Raw genomic sequence first — 15393 nt, 5'->3', positions numbered from 1 at the left:
TGGGCTCAATGACGCCGCCCCTCAATCTTTTCGAACCGTCGCATTTTTGCTCGTTCCCGGAGTAAATACCGACGGTCCGCAGCCGCGCCCTGGTCACGAACATCCTGACGAACGAAGGGGGCGGCGGCCCGTGTTCACACCGGTGCGGCGTGCGCTACTGGTACTGGCAATCTGCAGTTTCGGGCTCGGTACGGGCGAATTCGTCGCTCTCGGCCTGCTGCCCGACATCGCGGGCGATCTCGACGTCAGCGTGCCCCAGGCGGGCAACCTGATCTCGGCCTACGCGATCGGCGTGGTGATCGGCGCGCCGCTGCTCACCGCGGCGTCCGTGCGGTTCCCGCGCAAGGGCCTGCTGATCAGCCTGGTCGTGGCCCTCGCCCTGGGCAACGTGATCTCCGCGTTCATGCCCGGCTTCTGGGCACTGCTGGTGATGCGGTTCCTGTCCGGGCTCCCGCACGGCGCGTTCTTCGGCGTGGCCGCGGTGCAGGCCGGCAAGCTCGTCACCAGCAACAAGAAGAGCCAGGCCATGGCCGTGGTCTTCGCCGGCCTCACCATCGCCAACGTGGTCGGCGTGCCGATGACCACCTTCATCGGCCAGAACACCTCCTGGCGGCTGGTGTTCGTGCTCGTCGCCGTGGTCGAGCTGATCGGCGCCCTGGGCGTGCTGGCCGCCGTTCCCCGCAGCGAGCGCGTCGACCCGAGCTCACCCGACGCCCCGCACCTGCGTCACGAGCTGAACGCGTTCAGGAACCGGCAGATCTGGCTGTCGCTGGGCGTGGCCACGATCGGTGGTGGCGCCACCTTCGCGACCTTCAGCTACATCGCCCCGATGATGACCGAGGTGGCGGGCTACGCCGAGTCGAGCATCACGCCACTGCTGGTGCTGTTCGGGCTGGGCATGACCTTCGGCAACCTGATCGGCGCCCGGCTGGCCGACCGCTACGACACCACGCGCGTCGTCTACGGCGCGATGAGCGCCAACGCCGTGGTCGCGGCCACCTTCTACTTCGCCTCGAGCAACAAGATCGCCTCGGCGGTGCTGATCTTCCTCTTCCCGTTCTGCAACACGATGGCCTTCCCGGCCCTGCAGAACCGCATCATCAGCATGGCCGGCGGCGCCCCGAACCTGGCCGCGTCGAGCATGCACGCGGCCTTCAACATCGCCAACTCCCTCGGCGCCTGGCTGGGTGGCCTGACCATCGCGGCCGGCTGGGGCTACAACTCGCCCAACCTGGTGGCGGTCGGCCTGGGTCTGCTTGGCGTCGCGATCGCGGTGTACGCGGGGGCCACGCAGGGTTCGGGCGTCCAGGTCGTGCGCACCACCAGAACGCCGATGGCGGACGCGTCGGTCACCGGAGCGGACCACTCCCGTCAGGACGCACTCGCCGATCAGTAGACGACCCGGCGGACGACCCGGCGGACGAGCGGCGGAGGGCGGCGCGGGGAGTCAACGCGTCGCCCGCCGGCGTTTTGTTTGAAGGTGAACATTCCTGGGGCATCTGATCTTTCCGCTGATCCTGCCCGTTTCACACCTATCGCCGGATATGCGGTACTGCACCCGTGCTGCAGAACGCCCGAGGCGCCGCAACTCACTCAACAATCCGCGTGACCGGCCCCGAAACGGCGGACGATGCGCCCCCGGACGGGCAGAATTACCCATACGACCGAACGGGTCAGGGCTTCACCACCCGTGACCGGTCAGGTGAGTTCCGTGGCTTGGCCTCGTCTTGAGGCCTGGACAACTACAACTCTGAGTGCACTACCCTGTTCCGATGGTGACATTGGTATCGTTCCGTGACGGACGATCCGCGCACCGCAACGACCAGGGCCGGTCAGCGTCACGGGGGGATGTGAGCACGATTCGGGGCAAGCAGCGGTCCGACGTGGTCGAGCAGGCACGTCGGCTCGACACCGTGGATCTGCGGGTACCGGCCGACCCCGCCTATCTGGCCGTGGTTCGCACGGCGGCCGCCGGACTCGGCACCCGCCTCGATCTCACGCTCGACGAGATCGAAGACCTGCGCATCGCCGTCGACGAGGCCTGTTCCCTGCTGCTCGCGGGGCGCGCGCACCCGGGCCGCACCCTCGACGCGGCCTTCGAGGTCGGCCTGATCGGCAGCCAGAGCCTGGCCGTCACCATCACCGGCCCGGTCGCCGAACTGCCTCGGGAGGCCAGCTTCTCGTGGTCGGTGCTGCGAGCCCTGGCCGGTGACGTGATCACCGGGGCCGACCCCGACGGCGCCTGGATCAAGCTGAGCGTGCCAACCACCCCGGGGCGGGCCGAGAGGTGAGCCTGCAGCACGACGCCGACGCCCGCCTGCGGGTCCTGCCGCGCAGCAGCCAGCCCGAGGTCGTGCGTCATCCGGGTCAGCCCCTGCGCGGGGTTCCGGGGCCCGACGAACTCGAGGCGCTGGGCAGTCCTTCCGACCTGAACAGCGCCGACCTGAACAGCGCCGACCTGAACAGCGCCGACCTGAACAGCGCCGACCTCAGCACCCCGTCCGACGTCGACAGTCCTACCGACGCCGACAGCCCGCCCGACGCCGAAGATCCGCACGGGCCCGGCGGATACGACACGAGTGACCCCGACAGCGCCGTGCCCCTGTCCGATCCGGACCTGCACCGCCTGGCCTCGATGTCTCCGAGCCACCCGCAGTACCAGCACCTGCGCCGCACCGTGATCGAGTGCCACCTCCCCCTGGTGCACCACCTCGCCCAGCGCTTCAAGGGCCGCGGCGAACCCTACGACGACCTCGTACAAGTCGGAACCATCGGCCTCCTGCACGCCGTCGACCGCTTCGATCCCACCCGCGGAGCCTTCGCCGCCTTCGCCGTCCCCACCATCGTCGGAGAGATCCGCCGCCACTTCCGCGACCGCGGCTGGGCCATGCGCATCCCCCGCCGCATCCAAGACCTCGGCCGCCGCGTCTCCGAAGCCCGCGAAACCCTCACCCACACCCTCGACCGCTCCCCCACGGTGCGCGAGATCGCCCAGTACCTCGACGTGGACGCGGATCTCGTGCTCGAGGCGCTGGAGACCGCGAGCGCCTACATCACCGTGCCGCTGCAGACCACGTCCGAAGAGTCCGACCGGATGGGCAAGGTCTTCGAAGACGCCGGGCTGGAACTGGTCGAGCAGCGGGCCACGCTGGGGCCGTTGCTGGCCCGGCTGCCGGCCCGCGAACGCCGCATCCTGGAGCTGCGTTTCGGCAAGGGCCTGTCCCAGTCGCAGATCGCGGCCGAGGTCGGGGTGTCGCAGATGCACGTGTCCCGGCTGCTCACCAAGAGCCTCAACATCCTGCGCAGCGGGCTGACCCAGGAGCTGTAGATGGACCCCACAGGCCGGCTCACCGGCAACCAGCTGATCTTCACCCGGGCCTTCGCGGTGCCGGTGAAGGAGCTCTGGGCCGCGCTGACCGATCCTGATCTCACGGCCCGGTGGATCGGGCGGTGGGAGGGTGATCCGGCGTCCGGCACCGTGCAGCTGCACATGTCGGCCGAGGAGGGCACCCCGGCCAGCCCGGTGCGGATCGACAGTTGTTCGGAGCCCTACGTTCTCGCCGTCACCACCCCGGCCGAGGGCGAGCCCTGGGTGCTGCGGATGATTCTCAGCAGCACCGCGGTGGGCAGCAGCCTGACCTTCACCCACGAGCTGCCGACGCCGGTCGACGCGAGCAGCATCGGCCCCGGCTGGGAGTTCTACCTCGACCGCCTCGCCGCCGTTCTGGACGGCGGCGAGGTTCCGGACGACTTCGAGAAGTACTACCCGGCGCGGGCTTCCGCCTACACGCCGTAGGTCTTACTCCGGCAGCAGCGAGTGCCGCACCACGGTCTGCTCGCGGCTCGGGCCGACCCCGACGGCGCTGATGCGCTGGCCCGAGATCTCTTCCAGCGCCAGCACGTAGGCCTGGGCGTTCTTGGGCAGGTCGTCGAACGTGCGGGCCGCCGAGATGTCTTCGGTCCACCCGTCGAAGTGCTCGTAGATCGGCTTGGCGTGGTGGAAACCGGTCTGCGTCATGGGCATTTCGTCGTGCCGCACACCGTCGACGTCGTAGGCCACGCAGACCGGGATGCTCTCGATGCCGGTGAGCACGTCGAGCTTGGTGAGCACGAAGTCGGTGACGCCGTTGATGCGCGCGGCGTACCGCGAGATCGGCGCGTCGTACCAGCCGCAGCGGCGCGGACGGCCGGTGGTGGTGCCGAACTCGCCGCCGACGTCGCGCAGGCGGTCGCCCCACTCGTCGTGCAGCTCGGTCGGGAACGGACCCTCGCCGACGCGGGTGGCGTAGGCCTTGGCCACCGCGATGACCCGGTCGATGCGGGTGGGCGGAACGCCGGAGCCGGTGCAGGCGCCGCCGGACGTGGCGTTCGACGAGGTCACGAACGGGTAGTTGCCGTGGTCGACGTCGAGCAGGGTGGCCTGGCCGCCCTCGAAGAGCACCATCTCGCCGCGGTCGAGCGCCTGGCCCAGCACCAGCGCGGTGTCGGCCACCATCGGGCGCATCTTGTCGGCGTAGGCGATGAGCTCCTCGAACACCTCGTCGACCGTGATGGCGCGGCGGTTGAACACCTTCACCAGCAGGTGGTTCTTGGCGTCGAGGGCACCCTCGATCTTCTGGCGCAGGATGTTCTCGTCGAACAGGTCCTGCACGCGGATGCCGACGCGGCTCATCTTGTCGGCGTACGTCGGGCCGATGCCGCGCCCGGTGGTGCCGATCTTGCGCTTGCCCAGGAACCGCTCGACCGTCTTGTCGAGAGTGCGGTTGTACGAGGGAATCAGGTGCGCGCTGGCCGAGATCAGCAGCTTGGAGCAGTCGATGCCGCGCGCCGTGAGCCCTTCGATCTCCTCGAACAGAACGGCCGGGTCGATGACCACGCCGTTGCCGATGACCGGGGTGCAGCCCGGGGTGAGGATGCCCGAGGGCAGAAGGTGAAGGGCGTACTTCTCACCGTCGACGACCACGGTGTGCCCGGCGTTGTTGCCGCCGTTGAACTTGACGACGAAATCCGCCTCGGCACCGAGGGCGTCTGTGGCTTTGCCCTTACCCTCGTCGCCCCACTGGGCGCCGACCAGAACGATCGCGGGCATGAGACCGGGCTCCTCTTGTCCACCCCTGGGTGTGGGGTCCGGTGATTGATGCTACCGCGACGGCACCGTTCTGCCCGGAGGCCCCCCGCCGGATGCGCCCGTCGGTGCTAGTCCAGCTGTTTCAGGAGTTGCTCGGCCAGTCCGTTGCCCGACATCCAGGCCTGCTCGACCCGGGACCGCGGACCCCAGGCGTCACCGCAGACACCGATGAGCGGCCTTTCCGGACCGGTCAGCCCGAACGGTTCCAGATGGGTGCGCACCGGCGCGGCGAACGACCAGCGGTGCACCCGGGCCCACTCGCCGGGCGGGGTCGGGTCGGCCCCGAGCAGCCGGCCGAGCTCGGTGAGCATCGGCTCGATGCCCGACGACGGGTCGTTCAGGCGGGGACGCGCGAAGTCGCTGGTGCTGTGGGCGACCAGCACGGGTACCCCGTCGGCGTGGCTGCGCCCGCTGTCGGTGATCCAGGTGAGCACGTCGGAGTCGTTGACGAACACCCCGTCGAACGCGGGCCACCAGCGCGCACTCCAGGAGGCCCAGAGCGTGAGGACGGGGTGCTGGCCGGAGTCGGCCACCCCCAGTTCCGCGGCGGTGCCGGTGGGGAGCAACCGCTCGGCCTGGGCGTCGGGCATGGCCAGCACCACGGCCGCGGCCGGCTCCCCGTCGACCAGCGCGTGCCCGTTCTCGATCGTCACCCCGCCGACCAGGTGCGCGGTCTCGACCCGCAACCCGGCGGCCAGGTTCTCGACCAGACCGCGCAGACCTCCGGCCCCGGGCACGGTCGACCAGCGCTGCGGGCCGGGATCACCCGGGCGCAGGCCGTCGGCGTCGAGAATCGAGAAGTGGTCGGTCCAGGGCTGGGCCAGTCCGGCTTCCCGCCAGGCCGCCACCACGTGCGCGAAAAGTGCTTCCCGCACGGTGAAGTAGGGCGCGCCGATGTCGACCGCGTGCCCGACCGACAGCGACGAGACCGGCCCCACGTACTCCGTCTTCACGGCCATCCGGCCACCGATTCGGCGACCGCGCTCGTAGACGCGCACCCGGACCCCGGCGTCGTGAAGGCGCCGGGCGCAGGCGATTCCCGCGATCCCGGCCCCCACCACGACGACCGGGGCGGAACGGCTCAGCGCTGAACCGCCCAGCTGAGCACGTTGAGGGCGTGCGCGGCCTCGGGGTCGCAGTCGGCGACGAACTGGGCGATGCGGTCGCGCTCCTCGTCCTCACCGATCGCGGCGGCGGCCTGGCCGAGGGCCGCGAGGGCGCGCAGGAAGCCCTGGTTCGGCACGTGCGACCACGGCACCGGGCCGTGGCCCTTCCAGCCGTTGCGGCGCAGCGCGTCGAGGCCGCGGTGGTAGCCGGTGCGGGCGTAGGCGTAGGCCTCGATGTCGCGGCCACCCTCGTGGGCGCGCTCGGCCAGCGCGGCCCAGGGCAGGCAGTGCGACGGGGTGGTCGCGGCCACGTTCTCCAGCGGGGCACCGGCCGCGATCGCGTCGCGCGACACCGCGTCGTCGGGGAGCAGGGTGGGCGGCGGCGAGTTCAGGAGGTTCGGATGCGTCACGGAGGTCAGTCTGCCTCAGGCAGCGGCCCGGACGCGCGGCGTGCGGGTTCGGTGAGACCGCGTCCCTCTCGAGGCGCCCCTGGGACCAGAGGGTGCCGACGCGTCCTCAAGCACGAAAAAGCTCCCCCGCGACCGACCGCCGCGGAGGAGCCTCTCGATCGGAACTACTTGATGCGGGTACCGGCGCTGCGCAGCGCCTCGCAGGCCTCGACCACCCGGGCGGCCAGGCCGGCCTCGGCCGCCTTGCCCCAGGCGCGCGGGTCGTAGGCCTTCTTGTTGCCGACCTCGCCGTCGATCTTGAGCACCCCGTCGTAGTTCTTGAACATGTGCTCGACCACGGGCCGGGTGAAGGCGTACTGGGTGTCGGTGTCGACGTTCATCTTGATCACACCGAAGTCGACGGCCGCCGAGATCTCTTCCGGCAGCGAGCCCGAGCCACCGTGGAAGACCAGGTCGAACGGCTTTTCCTTGCCGTAGCGGGAACCCACCGCGTCCTGGATCTCCTTGAGGATCTCCGGGCGCAGCTTCACGTTGCCCGGCTTGTAGACGCCGTGCACGTTGCCGAACGTGAGAGCCGTGAGGTAGCGGCCCTTCTCGCCCAGGCCGAGAGCCTCGACGGTGGCGACCGCGTCGTCCACCGTGGTGTAGAGCTTGTCGTTGATCTCGTTGGCGACGCCGTCTTCCTCGCCACCGACGACGCCGATCTCGACCTCGAGGATGATCTTCGCGGCGTGCGTCAGCTCGATCAGCTCGGCGGCGATCTTCAGGTTCTCGTCGAGGGGCACGGCCGAGCCGTCCCACATGTGCGACTGGAACAGCGGGTTCTCACCGCGGGCCACGCGCTCGGCGCTGATCGCCAGCAGCGGGCGCACGTAACCGTCGAGCTTGTCCTTCGGGCAGTGGTCGGTGTGCACGGCGATGTTGACGTCGTAGTTCTTCGCCACGATGTGCGCGTACTCGGCCAGGGCCACCGCACCGGTGATCATGTTCTTGATCGTCGGGCCGGAGGCGTACTCGGCCCCGCCCGTGGAGATCTGCACGATGCCGTCGCTGCCCGCCTCGGCGAAACCGCGGATCGCGGCGTTCAGCGTCTGGGACGAGGTGACGTTGATGGCGGGGTAGGCGAACGACCCGGCCTTCGCGCGGTCGATCATCTCCGCGTAGACCTCGGGGGTTGCAATCGGCATCGGTGCGCTCCTGTGCGGTTCGTCGTGCGTTCAACAGCGGGTGCCCGTCCAGGACCGACCACACCGGCGCACGTCGTCGATAGGAAGCCCTGCGGACCTTCATGTCGCTCTCGCTACGGCGATCCTTGCACGCGAACGGCCTCCGGTCGTGCGCTTACGTGAGGCTCTGAGTCATTGTCCCGAGAGGGAATTCCCACTTGCACTGCCTCGTGTCAACGTTTGGGCATCCCGGAAAAATTTCTGCGCGGAGTCGTGTCCCACTTGTCCGGACACGTGGCGTGACTCAGGCGACTGACGTGATCAAGGCAACGGCTGCGGGTCTGGAAAAGGGCGTTCTGCCCGTTCTCGCGGACGTGATCCACACAACCCAGTGATCCAGGCTACGTCAGCTCCGCCAGTCCGGTGCGGCCTGCTCGCCGGGGGCCACCACTCCGGTCTCGTAGGCCACCACCACCGCCTGGACCCGGTTGCGCAGGCCGAGTTTCGCCAGCACCGAGCTGACGTGCGACTTCACTGTGGTCTCGCTGACCACGAGGTGCTCGGCCAGGTCGGTGTTCGACAGCCCGCGGGCCATGCCGACCAGGATCTGGCGCTCCCGATCGCTGAGTGTGGCCAGCCGGGGGGCCCAGCGGTCCCGGGCCGGCTGGGTGACGGCGGACGTGGCGGTGAGTTCGGAGACCGGTTTCGGCAGGGCGCGCTCGAGTTCCAGGCAGTGCGCGATCAGCGTGTTCGTGACCACCGGGTCGACGAGCGAGTTGCCGCCGTGCACCGTGCGCACGGCCGAGACCAGCACGTCCGGCCCGGCGTCCTTGAGCAGGAAGCCGCTGGCCCCGGCCCGGATCGCGCCGAGCACGTACTCCTCGTCGTCGAACGTGGTGAGAACCAGCACGGCGGGTACCTTCTCGCCGTTCTCGCCGCCGGCCAGGATCCGCCGGGTGGCCTCGATCCCGTCCAGCACCGGCATCCGGATGTCCATGAGCACCACGTCGGGCCGCACGGTGGCGACCATCTCGAGGGCCCGCGCGCCGTCACCGGCCTCACCGACGACGGTCAGGTCGGGCTCGTGGTCGAGGATCATCGTCAGACCGGCGCGGATGACGCCCTGGTCGTCCACCACGGCGACCCGGATCGGCGCGCCTGGGGCATCGTTGAACGTCTGGGTCACGGTGGGTTCCTGCTCGGCGTCGGTTGACCGACGCACTCTCGCACGGATCCGGCGCCCGGCGCCTCCTGCCGGGCTTCAGGCCGGCCTCCGGACCGGCCTGGCCCTCGGGACCCGAGGCCCGGCCGGTGCGGGATCAGACCGCCTGGGGCAGGATCCGCGGGGCCGGCGTCTCCCGGCCCACGGTGATGCTCAGGCGGGCCCGCACCAGCCAGCCGCCGAGCGAGGAGTGGCCGATCTCGAGCGTGCCCGAGCAGGACGCGGCCCGCTCGCGCATGCCGACCAGGCCGTGGCCGGAGCCGAAGGTGGACGAGCGGCGGGTCTCCGGCGGGTCTCCGGCGACCGCGATGCCCCGCGGCGTCGCGACGCCCCGGCGGGTCCAGCGGCTCACCGCCGACGACTCGTCGGCCCCGGCCCCGGGACCGCCGTCGTCGTGCACCTCGATGAGCAGGCTGTCGCCCGCCAGCTGGAGCACCACCATCGCGCGCCCGGCCCGGGCGTGCACCAGGGCGTTGGTCAGGGACTCCTGGATGATGCGCACCGCCGCGAGCTCGACCGCGGCGGGCAGGATCGGCTGGAGCGGGGGCAGACGCAGCTCGACCGGCATGCCCACGGCCTCCATCCGCCCGGCGATCTCGGGGATCTCGGCCAGCGTGGTCTGCGGCACCAGCGAGGCGGCGGAGTCGGCGGAGCGCAGCACCTTCACCACCTGGCGCATGGCGGCCAGGGTCTGCTGCCCGTCGACGGCGATCCAGCGCACGGCCTCGCGCAGCTGCTCGGGGCGCGCGTCGGCCACCCGGTCGGCGGCCTGGGCGCGCAGCACGACCGCGCTGATGTGGTGGGCGACCACGTCGTGCAGCTCCCGCGCGATCCGGGTGCGCTCGGCCGCCACCATCTGATCGGTCTCGATCTGACGCAACCGCTCCAGCTCCTCCTGCCGGTGGCGGAGCTCCTCGTTCGCCCGCCTCTGACGGTAAGACGCGGCGCCGAGCAGAACGGTGGCAGTCACCACCGCGGAAAGCGTGAGGATGCGCGAGACGTTGAGGCCCCAGAGGTTCTGTGGGTCATCGAACAGTGTCCAGATCGTCCACCATTGGGGGTCGAGGCCGTAGAACAGCGAGTCGTGCAGTACTCCGGCCTCGCACAGCAGCAGGGTCCAGCCCACGGCCATCGCCCCCTGCGACGCGACCGTGTAGCCGGCCAGCAGGAAGGGGAGCACGTGGAGGTCGGTGTTGAGCCAGCCGCCGTAGGCCTGGGGGTACAGCAGCACCAGCAGCACCAGCGTGCTGCGGGGGAACCGGTCGCGGGTCAGCAGCACCACGGTGACCACGGCCGACAGCCAGAGATAGCTGTCCGGGTTCATCGGTTCCCAGCCCAGGGCGGTCAGCCAGAGCAGGCCGCCGAAGGTGGCGGCGAACAGCACGGCGGCGACGATCGCGGCGGGGACCGGAGGTAGTACCCGTTCGCGGAGGAACCCCCAGACCGCACTCGCCCCGGCACGGTGTGTGACACCGGTGGGTGGCTGACTGGTCACCCTACGACGATAAACCCCGTGCCGGACCGGCATCCTCCTTCCAGAGGATGAACGAAAAGACGATCTGCTCTCGTACTCAAGGATGAGAAAAGACGCCCAAAACCACCACGGGACCATCCTGTGGCCTGATGTGGCGACACCGCCACAGGAAGCACTCTCTACACATGCCTGGAACAGACGTCCGCTCCGCACGCTCCGGCTCAGCCCTGTGGCCGGCGAAGCAGCCGGGCCTCACGGTGCAGCCGATCTCGGCGGCCGAGCACCTGCACCACGCCGTGAGCCACGGCGCCAGCATCACGATGACCCCGATGTGGGGCGGCGTGAAGCAGGCCTGGCGCAACCAGAGCATCGGCTGGATCGTGGACGGCGAGATCGTCGGCACCGCACTCGTGCTGTACCGGCCGGTCCCCATCCCCGGCACCAACCGCAGCCTCGCCTACATCCCCGAGGGCCCCACCCTCCCGTGGGACCGGGTGCTGGCCGCTCCCTCCTCCTGGCTGACCCCGCTGCTCGACCACCTGCGCGCCGAGCACGCGTTCGCGGTGCGCATCGGCCCGACCCAGCCGGTCAAGTACTGGAGCACGGCGACGGCGAAGAAGGGCATGTCCACGGACGGCGTGACCCGGTTCTCGCAGCTCGAGCCGGACGAGACCTACGACGACGGCCTGGCGCTGCGCAACGTGCTCAAGGCCCACGGCTGGGTGTCGCTGGAGAACGAGTCCGGGCAGTTCACCGCCGGCCAGCCGCGTCTGGGCGTGCGCGCCGACCTGCGTGACAAGACGCCCGAGATGCTGCTGAAGAGCATGAACCAGCAGTGGCGGCGCAACGTCAAGCGCGCCGACAAGGAAGGCGTGGTGGTGCGGCAGGGCGGTGTCGAAGACCTGCCGATCTTCCACGAGCTCTACGTCGAGACCGGTGAGCGCGACGAGTTCACGCCGCGTCCGGCCAACTACTTCACCACCATGTGGAAGGCGCTCAACAGCGGTCCGGACCCGGTGCTGCGGCTGTGGATCAGCGAGCACGAGGGCGAGCCGCTGTCGGCCGCGCTGACCGTCGACGTCGACCGCACCTGCTGGTACACCTACGGCGCCTCGACCTCACGCAAGCGTGAGGTGCAGGCCCCGACCGCGATGCAGTGGACGTCGATGCGGGCCGCGCTCGGGCGTGGCATGTGGACGTACGACTTCCGCGGCATCGCCGACACCCTCGACGAGAACGAGCGGCTCTCCGGCCTGCTGCGCTTCAAGCTGGGCGCGGGCGGCCACGTGGTGGAGACCGTGGGCGAGTGGGAGTACACGCTCTCGCCGATGTGGAACAAGGCTTTCCAGACCTATCAGAAGGTGCAGGCGGCGCGGTCATGACGTTCACCCTGACGATCGACGAACCCCGCTGGGACGCCAGCGTCCGCACGGCCGCCGAGCAGTTCCCCACCGTGGTGCCCGTGATCAAGGGCAACGGCTACGGGTTCGGGCGCGAGCGCCTGGCCCGGATGTCGACCCGCCTCGGCGTGGACACGGTGGCGGTCGGCACGGAGGCCGAGATCGCTTCGGTGCGCGAGGGTTTCGACGGCACCATCGTGGTGCTGGCGCCTCTCACCCAGGAAGAGCTGAACCGGCTGCACCCGACCACCGGCCGGGTGATCCGCACGGTCGCGCAGGCCGACGTGGTGCACCGGCTGGCCGAGCCGAACAGCCCCGACCTCGAGGTCATCCTCGAGCTCGACTCCCCGGTGCACCGGCACGGCGTGCAGCTGGCCGAGCTGGCCGAGCTGGCCGCCCCGCTGAGCTCGGTGCGCCTGGCCGGGATCGCGATGCACCTGCCCAGCACCGGCGACCGCGCCCACGCGGTGAAGTCGGTGCACACCGCGCTGTACGAGCTGCGCCGGGCCCGGGTCGAGTTCGACACGCTGTGGGTGTCGCACCTGAACGCCCGTGAGCTGCGCGAGCTGGGCGAGGCCGAGCCCCGTCTGACCGTGCGCCCCCGGGTCGGCACCGGTCTGTGGCTGGCCGACCGCAGCACCTTCACGGTCACCGGAACGGTGCTCGACGCCCGGCCGGTGCCGCACCGCGAGGCCGTCGGCTACCGCCAGCGCCGGCTGCACGGAGGCACACTGGTCGTGGTCACGGGCGGCACCGCGCACGGCGTCGGCCTGCAGGGCAGCTCGGCCCGCGGCGGCCTGAAAGACGTGCTCAAGGGCGCCCTGATGGGCGCTGCGCACGGTGTCGGCTGGACCCCCTCGCCGTTCCGCTGGGCCGGCAAGCGCCTGCACTACGCCGACGTCGTGCACATGCAGGTCTCGATGCTCATCGTGCCGGCCGGGGTCAACCCGCCGGCCGTGGGCGAGCGCCTGAACTGCGACGTGCGGATGACGATCAGCACGTTCGACGAGGTCGTCGTCAGCCCGGCCCTTCCCGGGCAGGAGTTCGCGCCGGGTGCCACGTTTCCGGCCGCCTCCTGACGTAGCCCGCACGGCGGAACCCCGGCGCCCGCCGGGGAGTTGATCTCTTCAGCCGGCCCACGGACGTGCCGAACTGTGTTCACACGTCCCGTGGGGAGAAGCAGTGAAGAGACCTGCTGTCACCGCTTCCCTGGTGCTGGCCGCCGCGGCGGCCGTCACCGGGGCCACCGTGCTGATGGCGGTCACCGACGACCGGGGCCTGGCCGCCACGCCCACGGCGGGCACCGCGCGCTGCGTCACCGCCGCCTTCCCGGGTGAGACGGTCACCGTCGCGCCCACCCCGTCCATCGACGTCCCCACTCCCGCGCCCACCCCGACGCCGGTGCCCACCGCCCGCATCGAGGCGGTGGAGCCGGGCTGGAGCGGTGCCTGGAGCACGGCGAGCCAGGACCTCGACGGCCCCGACCTGATCGGCCGGACACTGCGCCAGGTGGTACGTCCCAGCATCGGCGGCGACAGCGTGCGGCTGCGGCTGGCCAACACCTTCGGCACCGAGCCACTGCGTCTGGCGCACGTCACCGCGGCGGTGTCGGCCGAGGCTCCGGCGCTGCGGCCGGGCACGGCCCGGGAGGTGATGTTCGAGGGCTCCGCCGAGGTCGAGATCCCGCCCGGCGGGCGGATGGTCAGCGATCCGGTGCCCCTCTCGTTCGCCTTCGGCCAGTCCCTGGCCATCGATCTGGTGCCCCGGGGCCCGGCCCCGGCCGGTTCCGGGCACAGCCGGCCGATCGCCACCTCCTACCTGGCCGACGGTGACCACGCCGGGCAGGTCACCGGCAGTGCGTTCGACCGGTCGGTGCCGTCGTGGTTCTGGCTGGAGGGCGTCGACGTGCCCGACCCGGCGGGCACCGGCACGATCAGCATGTTCGGCGATTCGATCACCGAGGGCGCCAGCTCCACGCGCGACGCCAACCGGCGCTGGCCCGACCTGCTCTCCGGCCGGATGCGCACCCACGCGTCCACGGCCGCGCTGGGCGTGCTGAACGAGGGCATCGGTGGCAACCGGGTGGTGTCCGAGAACCTCGCGTGCGCCTCGCCCAGCGCCTCCGGCCTGCGCCGGTTCCAGCACGACGTGCTCGACCGGCCCGACGTGCGGGTGGTGGTGATCGCCCTCGGCATCAACGACATCGGCTCGGGCACCCCGGCGGCCACCGTGATCGACGGCCTGACCCAGCTGGCCGACCAGGCCCACCGCCACGGCCTGCGCGTGGTCGGCGCCACTGTGACCCCGTTCTCGTGCGAGAAGCGCTGTCTCACACCGGAGAAGGAGCAGCAGAGAACTCTGGTGAACGACTGGGTTCGCACCGCCCCGGAGTTCGACGCGGTGGTCGACTTCGACGCGGCGGTCCGCGACCCGGCGCGGCCCGAACGCCTGCTGGCGACCTACGACTCGGGCGACCACCTGCACCCCAGCGACGCCGGCATGGCCGCGATGGCCGCCGCTTTCGACCTCGACGCGCTGGCCGGGAGCTGATCCCGGGCCCCGTCGACGAGGATCGGATCGTGCGCCGCCGGGTCCTCAGGGGTCTGCGGCAGTACGGTTCCGGTCGGGGGCATTCCGCGCAGGGCCGGATCCGGACGGAACGGCCGAGCGAGGCACGAGCAACTAGGAGAAGGATGAACACGCGGGAGATCCGCTGCTGGCTGACCGACATGGACGGCGTTCTGGTCCACGAGGGCACGGCCCTTCCGGGAGCCGCCGAGTTCCTGCAGAAACTGCAGGAGAACGAGCGCCCCTTCCTGGTGCTGACCAACAACTCCATCTACACCGCACGTGACCTGCGGGCCCGGCTGGCGGCCTCCGGGCTCGACGTGCCGGAGTCCGCGATCTGGACGTCGGCGCTGGCCACCGCCCAGTTCCTGGCCGACCAGCTGCCCGGCGGCAAGGCCTACGTGATCGGCGAGGCCGGGCTCACCACCGCGCTGCACGAGGCCGGATACGTGCTCACCGACACCGACCCGGACTTCGTGGTGCTCGGCGAGACCCGCACCTACTCGTTCGAGGCCATCACCAAGGCGATCCGGCTGATCGAGGGCGGCGCGCGGTTCATCGCCACCAACCCCGACCCGACCGGCCCGTCGGCCGAGGGCCCGCTGCCGGCCTGCGGTGCGGTGGCGGCTCTCATCAGCCGGGCCACCAAGCGGGAGCCGTACATCGTGGGCAAGCCGAACCCGATGATGTTCCGTAGCGCGCTGAACAAGATCGACGCGCACTCGGAGTACACCGCGATGATCGGCGACCGGATGGACACCGACGTCATCGCCGGGATGGAGGCGGGCCTGGAGACCTTCCTGGTGCTCACCGGTTCCACCACCCGGGACGACGTGCAGCAGTACCCGTTCCGCCCGTCCCACATCGTGCCCTCGATCGAGAGCCTCATCGACCTCGTGTGAGCGTCGATCCGGCGTGA

14 protein-coding genes are annotated in these 15393 nt (G+C 70.6%); 8 read left to right on the top strand and 6 right to left on the bottom strand.

What is annotated here, in order from left to right; genetic code table 11:
* The first annotated feature begins 130 nt into the window (after window positions 1-130).
* The 4 genes from J2S57_RS12010 to J2S57_RS11995 all read left to right on the top strand — a co-directional run bounded on the left by J2S57_RS12010 (window position 131) and on the right by J2S57_RS11995 (window position 3796).
* Window positions 131-1396 carry an MFS transporter gene (locus J2S57_RS12010; protein WP_307241665.1) on the top strand — a complete coding sequence of 422 codons (1266 nt, stop codon included), beginning with the start codon at window positions 131-133 and terminating at the stop codon, window positions 1394-1396.
* Window positions 1397-1859: 463 nt separating this feature from the next.
* On the top strand, window positions 1860-2291 hold the full coding sequence (locus tag J2S57_RS12005; protein ID WP_370882627.1) for an ATP-binding protein: 432 nt from the start codon (window positions 1860-1862) through the stop codon (window positions 2289-2291).
* Window positions 2288-3328, top strand: a complete 1041-nt coding sequence (locus tag J2S57_RS12000) for a SigB/SigF/SigG family RNA polymerase sigma factor (RefSeq protein ID WP_307241661.1) — start codon at window positions 2288-2290, stop codon at window positions 3326-3328. Before J2S57_RS12005 ends, J2S57_RS12000 begins: the two co-directional genes overlap by 4 nt.
* Window positions 3329-3796 (top strand): SRPBCC family protein, encoded by a 468-nt coding sequence (locus tag J2S57_RS11995; protein WP_307241658.1) that lies wholly within the window; start codon window positions 3329-3331, stop codon window positions 3794-3796.
* Between the two features lie 3 nt (window positions 3797-3799).
* On the opposite strand, the gene J2S57_RS11990 is transcribed toward J2S57_RS11995, so the two are convergent.
* The 6 genes from J2S57_RS11990 to J2S57_RS11965 form a co-directional block, all read right to left on the bottom strand.
* Window positions 3800-5089: an adenylosuccinate synthase gene (locus J2S57_RS11990; RefSeq protein WP_307241656.1), complete on the bottom strand. Its 1290-nt coding sequence runs from the start codon at window positions 5087-5089 to the stop codon at window positions 3800-3802.
* Between the two features lie 107 nt (window positions 5090-5196).
* Window positions 5197-6186 (bottom strand): NAD(P)/FAD-dependent oxidoreductase, encoded by a 990-nt coding sequence (locus tag J2S57_RS11985; protein ID WP_307241654.1) that lies wholly within the window; start codon window positions 6184-6186, stop codon window positions 5197-5199.
* A gap of 23 nt (window positions 6187-6209) precedes the next feature.
* A complete protein-coding gene (locus J2S57_RS11980; RefSeq protein WP_370882626.1) occupies window positions 6210-6653 on the bottom strand; it encodes a DUF3151 domain-containing protein in 444 nt (147 codons plus the stop codon).
* A gap of 155 nt (window positions 6654-6808) precedes the next feature.
* A complete protein-coding gene (fbaA, locus tag J2S57_RS11975; protein WP_307241651.1) occupies window positions 6809-7831 on the bottom strand; it encodes a class II fructose-bisphosphate aldolase in 1023 nt (340 codons plus the stop codon).
* A 385-nt stretch (window positions 7832-8216) separates the two neighbouring features.
* Window positions 8217-8996 (bottom strand): response regulator, encoded by a 780-nt coding sequence (locus J2S57_RS11970; RefSeq protein ID WP_307241649.1) that lies wholly within the window; start codon window positions 8994-8996, stop codon window positions 8217-8219.
* A gap of 133 nt (window positions 8997-9129) precedes the next feature.
* A complete protein-coding gene (locus tag J2S57_RS11965; protein ID WP_307241647.1) occupies window positions 9130-10527 on the bottom strand; it encodes a sensor histidine kinase in 1398 nt (465 codons plus the stop codon).
* Between the two features lie 164 nt (window positions 10528-10691).
* Here J2S57_RS11965 and J2S57_RS11960 point away from each other — a divergent pair, with 164 nt between their 5' ends.
* The 4 genes from J2S57_RS11960 (at window position 10692) to J2S57_RS11945 (ending at window position 15376) form a co-directional block, all read left to right on the top strand.
* A complete protein-coding gene (locus J2S57_RS11960; protein WP_307241644.1) occupies window positions 10692-11888 on the top strand; it encodes a lipid II:glycine glycyltransferase FemX in 1197 nt (398 codons plus the stop codon).
* The gene (locus J2S57_RS11955) at window positions 11885-12985 is read left to right on the top strand and encodes an alanine racemase (RefSeq protein ID WP_307241641.1); all 1101 of its coding nucleotides are present in this window, start codon (window positions 11885-11887) and stop codon (window positions 12983-12985) included. The genes J2S57_RS11960 and J2S57_RS11955 overlap by 4 nt, the downstream gene beginning before the upstream one ends.
* Before the next feature lie 103 nt (window positions 12986-13088).
* Window positions 13089-14456: a GDSL-type esterase/lipase family protein gene (locus tag J2S57_RS11950; protein WP_307241639.1), complete on the top strand. Its 1368-nt coding sequence runs from the start codon at window positions 13089-13091 to the stop codon at window positions 14454-14456.
* Window positions 14457-14599: 143 nt separating this feature from the next.
* Entirely contained in the window at window positions 14600-15376 is a 777-nt protein-coding gene (locus J2S57_RS11945) for an HAD-IIA family hydrolase (protein WP_307241636.1), read from the top strand.
* Window positions 15377-15393 lie beyond the last annotated feature (17 nt).

This window comes from Kineosporia succinea (assembly GCF_030811555.1).
GTDB classification, from domain to species: domain Bacteria; phylum Actinomycetota; class Actinomycetes; order Actinomycetales; family Kineosporiaceae; genus Kineosporia; species Kineosporia succinea.
The sequence above is the reverse complement of the archived record's forward strand: the minus strand, read 5'-3'. Positions and strand labels throughout refer to the sequence as shown.